Raw genomic sequence first — 12,296 nt, 5'->3', positions numbered from 1 at the left:
GCGTCGTCAGCCGCCGTACTGGGCGGTGCCCACGACGTTCGACCCGGCCCGCTGGCACGCGGTGTTCAGCGTGCGGCCGACGAGTTCCCACTCGGGGGTCATCTCGAGCGCCGGCCCGGACTTCGGTGCGGGGTGCGCGTCGAGGTACTCGTGGGCGTAGTCGATCGCGTCGTCGAGCTCCTCGTCGCTGCTCGACAGGTGCTCGTAGCCGAAGCGTTCCGCGGCGATCAGTGCCTGGTACTGCGCCTCGGAGAGATCGCCCTGGCTCCGCCCGACCGTCGCGTTCAGCGAGATCGTCGTCAGCGCACTGATCTGGCCGCACATCGCCGCAGCACTCCGGTCTTCTTCCATCGGGTCCGTCGCACCGCGCACGGGCTGGGCGTCCGAGGTCTCCGAGGTCGGCTTCGGGGTCGACGTCGACCGCGCCGCTGCGTCGGCGTCGGTATCGGTATCGGCCGAGCAACCGGCGAGCGAGCCGGACACGAGGACCGCGCTCACGACGACGAGGGGCAGTGCGGACCGGAAGGAGACCATGGACGTCATCGTGGCAGCGCCGTCGTGCCGTTCGCGTCGTCGTGTCCCGATCGAGACCTGGTCGAGACCGGATCGTGAGCTTGCGTCAGCGGGACTCGGCGGTGCCGTTCTTCCGGGCGTTCACGAGGTCGGCGAGGGACGGCTCTCCGGCGTCGCCGGGCAGCGCGTGTCCGCGGCGAGCGGCCTTGCGGACCTGTCGGTAGGTGGTGACGTGCAGGGGGTCCACACCGTCGGCGGACTCGTAGTTCGACGGGGCGGTGGTGGTGGGTGATTCGGTCATCGAGACGGACGGTACGCGTGCCGGGAGCCGCGGAACCACGTGCTGCGTTCCGCGGCCAAACTGGTTCCGAACGGGTGGACCAGCCCTGGTGCGATGCCGGATTGTTCGCATAGAATGCGAACATGTTGATCACCGTCGACCCGCAGGCGCGAGCGACCCTGGCAGAGCAGGTCGCCACCCAGATCCGCCATGCGATCGCCCGCGGCGAGCTCCGGAACGGCGAGCGGCTGCCCGCTGCGCGGGACCTCGCCGCCTCGGTCGACGTCAACATGCACACCGTCCTGCGCGCCTACGCGCTGCTGCAGGACGACGGACTGATCGAGTTGCGGCGCGGCCGCGGTGCGACGGTCCTGCGATCGGGCAACGCCTCGTTCGACCGGTTGCGCACGCTCGTCGACGAGCTGCGTGACCAGGCGGACACCCTGGGCGTCTCGCTCGACGACCTGTTCACGATGATCAAGGGGGCACGATGACGACTCGACCGATGACCACCGGCACACGGCTGGCCGTGACGGCACCAGGGCTCCTGGTCGCGGTGGGACTTGTGCTCACCGCGGTCCTCGCAGCGTCCACCATGCCCGCGCGGATCGCGATCCACTTCCGGACGGACGGCACCGCCGACGGCTGGGGATCACCGTGGACGGCCTTCTGGGTCACCCTGGCGGTGGCACTGGTGGCCGTCGTACTCGCGTTCTCCGCGCTGCGCTGGCGCGACAGGCGGACGGCAGCCACGGTGCTGCTCGTCGCGAACCTGCCGGCCGGGACCCTCGGCACGGCCTGGGTCGTGCTCGCATGGACGAACACGGCCGGCGATGGCACCCTGTCCCCCTGGTGGACGGTCCCGTTCCTGCTCGTCGCCGTGGTGGTCGCCGCCGTCCCCGTGCTCGCACTGTTCCGGGTCGCTGCACCCGTGCCGGCCCACGAGGTCGCTCCCCTGGCGGTCGGGCCCGACACCCGCGTCGCCTGGCGCGCACGCGTCGGCAGCCGGTGGTTCGCGGTGCTCGGGGTAGTCGTCGTGGTGCTCGGCGTCGGCACCGCCGTCTGGACGGCATCGGCCGGGGTGACGACGGCGGTCGTCTCCGGCCTGGCGATGGTGCTCGCGGGTCTCGCTGTGCTGGTGCTGGCGCGGGTGGAGCTCACCGTCGACCGTCGCGGCATGCGGCTCACGTCCACCTGGACGAGGATCCCCCTCATGCGCGTCCCGCTGGACCGCATCGAGTCGTGCGGCTGGGAGCAGGTGTCCCCGGGTCAGTGGGGCGGCTGGGGCTACCGCATCTCGGGCCGCGGTGTCGCCTACGTCGTGCGGTCCGGGCCGGGGTTGGTCGCGCGGCTCCGCGGCGGGCAGGCGCGGATGGTGACCGTGCCCGACGCTGCGGGCGGTGCCGCAGCCCTGGGCGCGCTGCTCGCCGGGCGCGAGACTGACTGACGGGGCCGCGCCGGGCCTCCAGGGCGGTGTGGCGGGTTCGGCGGCGGGCGGGACCTTTGCGCGGAAGCGACACACCTCGTGACCGCTCCGGCGACTGTCCCGTCAGAGCGACAGTGTGCCGCGAACGTTCGGCGGCACACTGTCGCTTTCGCAGGACCGGCTGCTGGCGTGCGTCGGGTCAGAGGCTCGTCATGCCGCCGTCGACACGGAACTCCGCCCCGGTGGCGTAGGACGACTCCGGGCTGGCGAGGTAGACCATGATCCCGGTGACGTCGTCGGGGGTGCCCGGGCGACCGAGCGGGGTGCGGGCGATGATCGCGGCTCGGGCCTCGGGGTCGCCGGAGATCGCCGACACGAGGCCGGTCTCGGTGTAGCCCGGCACGACCGTGTTCACCCGGATGCCGTCCCGCGCGTAGGCCATCGCGGTCGCCCGGACGAGTGCGTGGATGCCGCCCTTGGTCGAGGAGTACGCCGCGAAGTCGGCGCCCTCGCCGTTCAGGCCGGTGGGCGACCCGGTGGCGATGACCGACCCGCCGGTGCCGTTCGCGAGCATCGCCCGGACGGCGTGCTTGATCGTCAGGAACGTCCCGGTGAGGTTGACCGCGAGCGTGCGGTCCCAGGTCTCGAGCGGCAGGTCGGCGACCTTCGCGTCGTGGCCGAACAGCTGCACACCGGCGTTCGCGACCACCACGTCGGGGCTCGCGCCACGGTCGGCCAGTCCGGCGAACCCCGCGGCCACGCTCGCCTCGTCGGCGATGTCCATCGTCAGGCCGATCGCGGCCGTGCCGGCTCCCGCGGCTGCACCGGCGGCCGCGTCGGCGTCGCGGTCGGCGTAGACGACGGTGGCCCCCTCGGCCACGAAGCGGTCGGCGATCGCGCGGCCGATGCCGGACCCCGCTCCCGTAACGAGTGCGGTCCGGCCGTCGAGTCGTGCGGTCATGTGGGACTCCGTCCTCGGAGCAGCGCTGCTCCGTCACCCCCATCATTGCCCAACCGGTTGACCGGTGCTAGGCATGCACCATGACTGCGACGTCGAACGACGAGATCGTGTCCGTCGGGCCCTGGCGTCTGGCCCTGCGCGGAGCCGAACTCGCCGACGTCACGTTCCGGGGCGCGCTCGTCCTGCGCGCCGTCCGGTTCGTCGTCCGCGACCATGACTGGCGCACCGCCGACGACACCGTGCTGACACGGACGGTGTCCGGCGATGAGGGCCGCATCCACATCGAGACCAGTGCACGGTACGACGGCGTCGAGGTCGTGCGAACCGTCCTCGAGGTCACGCTCGACGACGACACCCTGCGGGTCGCCGCGGTCGGGACGGTCACGAAGGCCTTCCGCCGCAACCGCGTCGGGCTCGTCGTCCTGCACCCGCCGACCCTGGCCGGGCAGCCGCTCACGGTGCGGCATCCGTCCCGCGGCAGGACCGCGACGGCGTTCCCGTTCTGGATCGCGCCGCACCAGCCGGCCGTCGACGTCGCCGGGCTCGACTGGTCGGTGGGCGCGACCGCGCTGTCGCTCGACCTGACCGGCGACGTGTTCGAGATGGAGGACCAGCGCAACTGGACCGACGCCTCGTTCAAGACGTACTCGACGCCGCTCGCCGAACCCTTCCCGGTCGCGATCACGCCGGGGACGACGGTCCGGCAGGGGCTCGCCCTGCGTGCGACGGCGGTCGATCCGGCAGGTGGTCCGGGCACCCGGTCGGGAGGCGCGGCCTCCTCCGCCCCGGACCTCGCGGCGCTCGACGGGCCGGCTCCCGGTGCCGTGCTCAAGCCGCCGCCGACGCTCCAGCTGCTCGCGGGCTCGGCGCCGGTCGCCGCGCGCCCGGACGACGCCGACCTGCTCCGCGGGTTCCCGATCCTGGTCGAGCCGGTCCTCGGGGCCCCGAACGTCGAGGCGGTGCTCGCCTCGGCCCGGCGGGACGCGGGTGGCGCTCCCCTGGACGTCCGGTTCGTCACCGACGACCCGGTGCTGCTGCGCGCGGCGATCGACGCGGTGCTCGCGGGCGGGCCGGTGGCTCGCGTCGGGGCGTTCGACCCGGTGTCGCACGTGACGACACCGGCGCTGCAGCGGGCACTGCGCGAAGCGGTGGCAGCGGTCGGCGCGCTGGAGGTCGTCGCCGGCACCCGTGCCCACTTCACCGAGCTGAACCGGTCGATCGCGGTGTTCTCGGGTTGGGACGGCCCCCTGACCTGCAGCGTGACGCCGCAGATGCACGACCGGTCGCCCGAACAGGTGACCGAGTCGATCCGGATGCAGCGCTGGGTGGTGAGCAGCGCCTCCAGGCTGGCCGCCGGCAGGGCGCTGCACGTCGGACCGGTGACGCTGCGGCCACGGTTCAACGCGGTGGCGACGGCGCCGACCCGGGTCGAGACGGACGCGACCGTCGAGCACGGGTACGGGTACGGGCCGGAGACCGTTCCGGACGCGACCGACCCAGCGCAGCACACGCCGGCCGCCGAGCGGTGGTTCGCCGACGCGGCGCGAGCGCTGACGGTGCCGGGCGTGGCCTCGATCACGCTGGCCGAGGCGTGGGGGCCGCGCGGGTTCGTGGCCGCCGACGGCACGGGGAACACCCCGCCGGAAGGGGGTCGGCGGGGCGTTCCGGTCCGGGCGCGCTGACGGGTCGGCGCGGTGGTCGGTGGCGGTCCGGCTCAGCGCCGGACGGCGTCGATCTTGAGCATCTTCGCGATGACCGAGTCGAGCTCGCTGTCGTCGAAGACCTGCTTCCAGTCCTCCTTGATGAGCTTCTCGCGGCCGTAGCCCATCGCGATGTGGCAGGCGTCGGAGAACGGGTTCGAGCCGCGCAGGCCGTTCGTCAGCGCGATCCACGTGTGGCCGTAGAGCATGGCGCGGGCGGCCTCGCGGGGCACGCCGACACCGGTGACCGTTTCTTCGAGGGCGTCGTTGAGGAAGTCGCCGATCATGCAGGCGATGGTCTCGACCAGGGTCGGCTCGAGCACCGCCAGCTGCTTCACCGTGACCCAGTGCACCTGGATGACCGGGGCGTACATCGTGGTGATGACGGCCTCGGCGACGGCCTTGGCGCGGTCGCCCTCGTCGCCGAGCGACTCCGAGGCGTCGAACGCTGCGATGACCTCCTGCGGGGCGGCGATGCCACCGAACGTGTCGTCCCACTCGGCCTTGGTGGTGCGCTCGAGGAACACCGACGGGTGGCACGGGTGCGCCACGGCGTAGTGGATGTCCTCGCGCTTCGCCAGCAGACCGGCGTAGGCGGCCGCGGGGTCGAGCGTCAGGATCGACGCGCCGGGCTTCATGACGGGGACGAGCTGCTCTGAGATGGTGCCGAGCAGGACGTCCGGGACGGCGAGGATGACGACGTCGGCGGCCTTCGCGGCGTCGAGGCTGTCGGTGATCTCGCGGCCGAGGGCCTGGATGCGCTCCTGGCCGGCGGGCGAGGCCTCGCTGTACAGGGTCGTGTACTCGCTCTTCGCGAAGTTGTTCGAGACGCGGGTGCCCATCTTGCCGCCGGCACCGATCACGGCGACGGTGACGTCGGCCGTGCCGGATCCGGCAGCGACGGTGTGGGTGGTGGTGACGGTGTCGGTCATGATTCCTTGCTCCTGATGTACTCGATGGTGTGTTCGGTCCACGCCGCTTCGATGCGGGTGGTGGTCTGTGCGGGGGTCTCCCCCGGCAGGGGTTCGGCGCCGGCGTGCTCGTCCTGCCACGGCAGCCAGAACTCGATGACGCGGTTGATCCCCCGGGTGTCGGGCTCGATCGCAGCGCGGACGGCGGTGTAGTCGAGGATTCCGGTGCCCGTGCGGACGCCGGTGTACTGGAACCCGACCCAGCCCGGTGAGCGGGTGAAGGCGGAGTCCTTGACGTGCCAGTTGACGACGTGCGGGGAGGTCATCGCCACGACGTCCCCCGGGTGTTCGAGTCGGGCGACGGTGTTCGCCGGGTCGAGGCAGATGCCGAGGTGGTCGGAGTCGATCGCCCGGACGACGGCGACGAGGTCGGCGGTGGCGACGACCTCGTACGTCTCCAGTGCGAGGGTCACGCCCGCACGCTCGTAGGCGGGGAGCGCCTGCCGCAGGCGTCGTTCGGTCTCGGCCGCGTCGGGCTGGTCGGCACCGCTCGTCCACATGCTGCGCACGAGGGTCGCGCCGAGCTGCTGCGCGACGTGCAGGTACCGGGCGAGGTGCTCCGGCCGGGTGCCGCGGGTGCCGACCTCGAGCGTGAGCCCGAGGTCGGCGGCCAGGGACCGGATCGAGGCCAGGCGCTCGTCGGTCGCGGTGTCGAGCGGCAGGTGGTCGCAGATCTGGAACAGGTCGACGCCGTCGTGCGACGCGGCGTCGCGCAGGGCGTCGTCGAGGGACAGCGGCGACGGGACGCGGTCGGACATACGCCAGAAGTAGGCGTAGGTGGAGAGGCCGAGCAGGGAGGTCACGCCGGTGCTCCGTCCTGCGTCGCGGCCAGCGCCTCGGCTTCGTCGAGGATCGTGCGGATCGCCTCCGGGTCGTGGGCGAAGCGGCCGAGGAACAGGCCGCCGATGCTTCCGGCACCGCGGGTCAGCAGGCCCGGACCGGCACTGCCGCCGTAGATCGCGACGGAGCCGGCGAGCTCCGGCCGGTTCGCCAGGTGCTGCTCGATGCCGGCGAGGACCGCGACGATGTGTTCGTCGGGCGCGGGCTGCGGGGCGCCGATCGCCCACACCGGTTCGTACGCGGCGATGAGCGGTCCGGCGATGCCGTCGGCGGTCGCGGTGGCGGTGAAGCGGTCGAGCTGCGCGGTGACCTCGGCGATCGCCGCCGCGGGGTCGCCGTCGGCGGCGCGCTCGGTCTCGCCGATGCAGATCAGGGGCCGCAGGTGGTTGCGGTACGCCGCGTGTACCTTGCCGGCGATCTCGTCGTCCGTCTCGTGGAACAGTTCGCGTCGCTCGGCGTGTGCGATCTCGACGAGGTCGACCCCGATCTCACGGAGTTCGGCGCCGGAGACCTCGCCGGTGAACGCGCCGCTGTCCGCCCACGCCAGGTCCTGCGCGCCGAGCGTCACGGGGGCGTCCCCGATCACCGCACGGACCGGGACGAGCGCGGGGAACGTCGGGATGACGAAGAGCTCGACCGCGCCGGACCGCACCGCCGGGTGGCTCCGGGCGATGTCGGCCACGGCGGCCGCCCACTCGAGCGTCCGGGCGTGCGAGAAGTACATCTTGAGCGACACCCCGATCGTCACCGGGGCGGCTGCCGTGGTCGCGGGCATCAGGCGTCGGTCCCGACCGGGGCGGAGCCGTCGTAGGCACAGATGGCCTGGACCTTCGACGCGCTCGCGCTCGTCTGGTCGAAGGTGTAGCCGAGCCACTCCTTCGCCATCCGGCGCGCGACCTCGACCCCGACGACGCGCTGGCCCATGCAGAGCACCTGGGCGTCGTTCGACAGGATCGAGCGCTCCACCGAGAACGAGTCGTGCGCGGTCACGGCGCGGATGCCGGGGACCTTGTTCGCCGCGATCGCGACACCGAGGCCGGTGCCGCAGATCAGGATCGCGCGGTCGGCCTCGCCGTTCGCCACGAGACGGGCGGCGTCGACGGCGACGTGCGGGTAGGCGGTGTGGCCGTCGGCGTCCACGCCCACGTCGACGACCGAGGCCACGCGGGGGTCCTTCGCCAGGTCGGCCTTGATGACCTCCTTGTAGTCGAAGCCGGCGTCGTCCGAACCGACGACGATGCGGAACTGCTGCTCACTCATGCGGGTGTGCCTTTCGTGGTGGGGGTCAGGCGGGGACGGCGATGGTCGCCAGGACCGCGGCGGTGATGAGCGCGAAGGAGATCGCGCCGGCGTCCGGGGTGCCGACGGCGTCCTCGCCGTGGGTGCGGGCGCGGCCCATCCGCGGCAACAGGTCGGCCGTGGCGTCCGCCGCGGTCTGTGCGGCAGCCGAGGCGGCCGACCAGGCGTCGACGAGTTCGTCGCCGGCGTCGACCCGGGCGGAGAAGACCTGGTCGAACGGCACGAGCGCGTCGACCATCGTCTTGTCGCCGGGCACGGCCCCGAATGCCAGGACGGCTTCGGTGGCGGCGTGCACCGCGCTCTGGACGATGGCTGGCGACGGGCGTTCGTCGTCGCCGAGGACGCGACCCAGTGCCTCCAGGGCGGCACCCCAGATCGCACCGGACGTCCCACCGGCCTTGTCGGACCAGGCGTCTCCGGCGATCGCGAGGACCGAACCGGCACCGGCGCCACGGGCGGCGGCGTCCTGTGCCGCACGGTCGGCGGCGGTGGAGCCGCGCTGCATGCCGATGCCGTGGTCGCCGTCCCCGGCGACGGCGTCGATGCGGCCGAGCTCGTCGGCGTGGTCGTCGATCGTGGCGCGGATCGCTGCGATCGCGCTCGCGACCCGCACTGCTGCGGCCTGGGACTCCTCGGTGCCGGGCGTCACGGGCACGACGACGCCGGCTTCGAGCACCTCGACCGGCACGGGCTGCTGCGGGACGGCGCCGCCCTTGCGGTACGCGGGGGCGTCGGCGGGGGCGGCCCAGAGCTGCTCGAGTTCGTCGTCGAGCCAGAACAGGGTGAGCGAGACGCCCGCCATGTCGAAGCTGGTGACGAGTTCGCCGACCTCGGGCTCCACGACGACGATGCCGGCGTCGGTGAGCTTCCGCTGGACGGCGCCGAAGACGACGAAGAGTTCCTCGTACTTGACGGAGCCGAGGCCGTTGAGGATGGGGACGACGCGGGGGCCGGCGGGTGCTGTTGCGGTGCCGGTGCCGGTGCCGATGTCGTCGGGTCGCTCGGTGAGGAGCTTGTCGACGAGCAGGTCGGCCAGACCGTCCGCGGTGGGGACGTCGGCCTCGGCGATGCCGCGTTCGCCGTGGATGCCCATGCCGATCGCCATGCGCCCCTCGGGGACGGTGAAGAGCGGCTCGTCGGCGCCGGGCAGGGAGCAGCCCGAGAACGCGACCCCGAAGCTGCGGGTGCGGTCGTTGGCCCGGGTCGCGATCGCGGTGACCGCGTCGAGGTCGTCGCCGCGCTCAGCGGCCGCGCCGGCCACCTTGAACACGCAGAGGTCCCCCGCGATGCCGCGGCGCTTGTGTGCCTGGTCGGCGGGCGCGGACGCGACGTCGTCGGTCACGCGGACCGTGCGGACGTCGATGCCCTGCGCCTCGAGAGCCCGTGCCGCGGCGTCGAAGTTCAGGACGTCGCCGGCGTAGTTGCCGTAGCTCAGCAGCACGCCGCCACCGTGCTCGGACGCCTTCGCGACCGCGGTGACCTGCTGGGCGCTCGGGCTGGCGAAGAGGTTGCCCATCGCGGCACCGGCCGCCAGGCCGTGCCCGACGAGTCCGCCGAAGGCCGGGTAGTGGCCGGAGCCACCGCCGACGACCAGCGCGACGGTGCCCTCGGGGCTGGTGGTCGAGCGGGCGACCCCGCCGTGCACCTTGCGGACCCGGGCGCGGTTGGCGGCGACGAAGCCGTCGACCATCTCGTCGGCGAAGTCCGCCGGGTCGTTGAACAGGCGGGTCATGCGCCTGCCTCCTTCGCGATGGCGGTCGGTCCGTCCGTGGCGGCGACCGCGGTGTCGGCTCCGGACGCCGCGGCAGCTGCTTCGTTGCGCTTCGTGTTCCGGCCGAGCACGAACATCAGCACGCTCGACAGCACCATGAAGAACCCGACGATGAACATCGGCACCTGGTACCCGCCGGTCCACTCGCTGACCGCACCCGTGATGTACGGGGCGGCGAATCCACCGAGGTTGCCGACGGTGTTGATGAGGGCGACCCCTGCGGCTGCGGCGGCACCGGTCAGGAACTGCGTGGGGACCGTCCAGAAGTTCGGCAGGGCCGCGAAGATCGCACACGCGGTGATCGCGATGACCGCGACGGTGGCGGCCGGGCTGTTCATGTAGAGCGCGACCGGGATGCTCAGGCCACCGACCAGGGCCGGGACGGCGATGTGCCAGACCCGGACGCCACGACGGAAGGCGTCACGCGACCAGAAGTACAGGACCACCGCGGCGGGCACGTACGGGATGGCCGTGATGAGGCCCTTCTGGAACAGGTCGAACGTGGTGCCGAACTGCTCCTGGAAGCCGTCGATGATCGTCGGCAGGAAGAAGCTGAGCGCGTAGAGGCCGTAGATGAAGCCGAAGTACACCGCGGCGAGCATCCAGACGCGGCCGGAGCCGAAGGCCGCACGCAGGCCGCCCTTGCCGTGGCCGTCTCCGCCGCCCTTCGCGGCGCTCTCGGCAGCGAGCGTCGTCTCCAGCCAGACCTTCTCGTCCTCGTCGAGCCACTTCGCCTGCGACGGCTTGTCCTTGAGGACGAAGAGGCACAGGACACCGACGATGATCGCCGGGATCGAGACGCAGAGGAACATGAAGCGCCATCCGGCCAGGCCGCCGAGGATCCCCTCGTGGGTCATCAGCCAGCCGGCGAGCGGGGAACCGATGACGCTCGTGAGCGGCTGCGCCAGGTAGAACAGCGCGAGCATCTTGCCGCGGTGCCGGGCCGGGACCCAGGTCGACAGGAACAGGATCGCGCCGGGGAAGAAGCCGGCCTCGGCGATGCCGAGCAGGAAGCGCAGGCCGACGAGCTGCGGGTAGTTCTGCACCCACGTGAAGAGCAGGGACACGATGCCCCACGTGATCATGATGCGGGCGAGCCAGATCCGGGCGCCGAACTTGTGCAGCGCCAGGTTGGACGGCACCTCGAGTACGAGGTAGCCGATGAAGAACACACCGGACGCGAAGCCGAACTGGGCGGCGGTCAGGCCGAGGTCGGCCTCCATGCCGTTGGGGGCGGCGAAGGAGATCGCGGTGCGGTCGAGGAAGTTGATGAAGAACATCAGTGCCACGAACGGCACGATGCGGATCGCGATCTTGCGGATGGCCGTCTTCTCGACGACCGAGGTGGGGATGCCTCGCGTGGCGGGGATGTCCACGATGACTCCTGCTCGGTGGGGGTGGTACGACTCCCGTCCTGGCGGCTGCGCCGGGATGGTCCTGGCGGCTGCGCCGGGATGGTCCGTGCTGCTGGGCCGGGATGTTCCGGCCAGCTGCTTCGGCGCACTCCGTGCTGCTGCGCGGATCGGGAGCGGGCGCATCGGTGCGCCTGATCCAGTGTGCGTCGCGCTCGGCCGACTTGTCAACCGGTTGACCATTTCGCGCGCGCTGCTGCTTTCTTCGCGACGCTGGTCGCCTCGGCGCTGCTCTCGCCGCAACCGGTTGACCGACCGGTACGCTCACTCCATGCCCGCGTTCAGCCCGGACGACCCCCTCAACATCCCACTCGAACTCGAGTCCGTGCCCGTCGGGTCCCCCGCCTCGGTGGTCGCCCGACAGCTCGTCTCGCTGCTCACCGCCGGCGAGCTGGCCCCCGGCTCACGGCTGCCCTCGGAGCGGATCCTGTCCGAACGGCTCGGTGTCGGACGCTCGGCCGTCCGCGAGGCCCTCGCCGCCCTCGAGATCCTGGGCATCGTGCAGATCCGCCCCGGCTCGGGCACCTACCTGCGCGGAGGCACCTCGGACCTGCTCCCGACGACCCTGTCGTGGGGTCTCATGCTCGCGTCGAACCGCACCCGCGAGCTGCTCGAGATCCGGTCCTCCCTGGAGCGCACGGCCGCGATCCTCGCCGCGCAGCGCGCCACCGACGAGCAGATCACCGAGCTCGGCGAGTACCTGGTCCGGCAGGAGGCGACGCTCGACGACCCGCAGGCCTTCATCGACGCCGACGTCCGGTTCCACGTCCTGCTGGCGCGGGCGTCGGGCAACGACGTGCTCGCCGACCTGCTGCAGAGCCTGCGCTCGATGCTGAGCGTCTGGGTCGCGCGGCGCGTGCAGACCCGGCAGGCGACCGAGGCCGCGTTCCACGAGCACCGCGCCGTCTTCGAGGCCTTGCGCGTCCGCGACGTGTCCGCCGTGCAGCGCGCGATGGACGCGCACATGGCCACGGCGAGCGCGCGCATCGAGCACGCGGAGCCGCTGCCGGCCGACGAGTAGCGGGGGGGGCGCTCGTGCTCGCGCTCGCTTCGTGAGCAGGAATGGTCGGGTCCGTCGAGCCGACCCGACATCTTGTGCTCACGATCAGGCCGGACGGGAGGC

13 protein-coding genes are annotated in these 12,296 nt (G+C 72.2%); 4 read left to right on the top strand and 9 right to left on the bottom strand.

Annotation, left to right across the window (positions count from 1 at the left end; translation table 11 throughout):
• Positions 1-6: 6 nt before the first annotated feature.
• Complete coding sequence (locus DEI96_RS06710; protein ID WP_111024842.1) at positions 7-534, bottom strand: hypothetical protein; 528 nt, start codon at positions 532-534, stop codon at positions 7-9.
• Between the two features lie 85 nt (positions 535-619).
• Positions 620-814 (bottom strand): hypothetical protein, encoded by a 195-nt coding sequence (locus DEI96_RS06705; RefSeq protein WP_071246336.1) that lies wholly within the window; start codon positions 812-814, stop codon positions 620-622.
• A 122-nt stretch (positions 815-936) separates the two neighbouring features.
• Here DEI96_RS06705 and DEI96_RS06700 point away from each other — a divergent pair, with 122 nt between their 5' ends.
• A complete protein-coding gene (locus tag DEI96_RS06700) occupies positions 937-1,287 on the top strand; it encodes a GntR family transcriptional regulator (protein ID WP_111024843.1) in 351 nt (116 codons plus the stop codon).
• Positions 1,284-2,240: a DUF1648 domain-containing protein gene (locus DEI96_RS06695; RefSeq protein WP_258372993.1), complete on the top strand. Its 957-nt coding sequence runs from the start codon at positions 1,284-1,286 to the stop codon at positions 2,238-2,240. Before DEI96_RS06700 ends, DEI96_RS06695 begins: the two co-directional genes overlap by 4 nt.
• A 178-nt stretch (positions 2,241-2,418) precedes the next feature.
• Here DEI96_RS06695 and DEI96_RS06690 read toward each other — a convergent pair whose 3' ends face one another.
• Complete coding sequence (locus DEI96_RS06690) at positions 2,419-3,180, bottom strand: SDR family NAD(P)-dependent oxidoreductase (protein ID WP_111024845.1); 762 nt, start codon at positions 3,178-3,180, stop codon at positions 2,419-2,421.
• 80 nt (positions 3,181-3,260) lie between these two features.
• Between DEI96_RS06690 and DEI96_RS06685 the strand changes: the two genes are divergently transcribed.
• Positions 3,261-4,862 (top strand): D-apionate lactonase family protein, encoded by a 1,602-nt coding sequence (locus DEI96_RS06685; RefSeq protein WP_111024846.1) that lies wholly within the window; start codon positions 3,261-3,263, stop codon positions 4,860-4,862.
• A 32-nt stretch (positions 4,863-4,894) separates the two neighbouring features.
• Here the strand turns inward: DEI96_RS06685 and DEI96_RS06680 are convergent, their stop codons facing one another.
• The 6 genes from DEI96_RS06680 to DEI96_RS06655 are packed head-to-tail and all read right to left on the bottom strand — an operon-like array spanning position 4,895 to position 11,137.
• Positions 4,895-5,812: a phosphogluconate dehydrogenase C-terminal domain-containing protein gene (locus DEI96_RS06680; RefSeq protein ID WP_071406073.1), complete on the bottom strand. Its 918-nt coding sequence runs from the start codon at positions 5,810-5,812 to the stop codon at positions 4,895-4,897.
• A complete protein-coding gene (locus DEI96_RS06675) occupies positions 5,809-6,654 on the bottom strand; it encodes a sugar phosphate isomerase/epimerase family protein (RefSeq protein ID WP_111024847.1) in 846 nt (281 codons plus the stop codon). The genes DEI96_RS06680 and DEI96_RS06675 overlap by 4 nt, the downstream gene beginning before the upstream one ends.
• Positions 6,651-7,466, bottom strand: coding sequence for a triose-phosphate isomerase family protein (locus DEI96_RS06670; RefSeq protein WP_111024848.1), 816 nt, complete (start codon positions 7,464-7,466; stop codon positions 6,651-6,653). The genes DEI96_RS06675 and DEI96_RS06670 overlap by 4 nt, the downstream gene beginning before the upstream one ends.
• Positions 7,466-7,951 (bottom strand): ribose-5-phosphate isomerase, encoded by a 486-nt coding sequence (locus DEI96_RS06665; RefSeq protein ID WP_111024849.1) that lies wholly within the window; start codon positions 7,949-7,951, stop codon positions 7,466-7,468. The genes DEI96_RS06670 and DEI96_RS06665 overlap by 1 nt, the downstream gene beginning before the upstream one ends.
• A gap of 25 nt (positions 7,952-7,976) precedes the next feature.
• Positions 7,977-9,722 (bottom strand): dihydroxyacetone kinase family protein, encoded by a 1,746-nt coding sequence (locus DEI96_RS06660; RefSeq protein ID WP_111024850.1) that lies wholly within the window; start codon positions 9,720-9,722, stop codon positions 7,977-7,979.
• Positions 9,719-11,137: an MFS transporter gene (locus DEI96_RS06655; RefSeq protein ID WP_111024851.1), complete on the bottom strand. Its 1,419-nt coding sequence runs from the start codon at positions 11,135-11,137 to the stop codon at positions 9,719-9,721. Before DEI96_RS06655 ends, DEI96_RS06660 begins: the two co-directional genes overlap by 4 nt.
• A 307-nt stretch (positions 11,138-11,444) precedes the next feature.
• On the opposite strand from DEI96_RS06655, the gene DEI96_RS06650 reads away from it, so the two are divergent.
• Positions 11,445-12,194, top strand: a complete 750-nt coding sequence (locus DEI96_RS06650; protein WP_111024852.1) for a FadR/GntR family transcriptional regulator — start codon at positions 11,445-11,447, stop codon at positions 12,192-12,194.
• Positions 12,195-12,296 lie beyond the last annotated feature (102 nt).

This window comes from Curtobacterium sp. MCLR17_031, assembly GCF_003234775.2.
GTDB lineage: Bacteria > Actinomycetota > Actinomycetes > Actinomycetales > Microbacteriaceae > Curtobacterium > Curtobacterium flaccumfaciens.
Note: the sequence above shows the minus strand (reverse complement) of the source record. Positions and strands in the feature narration are given on the sequence as shown.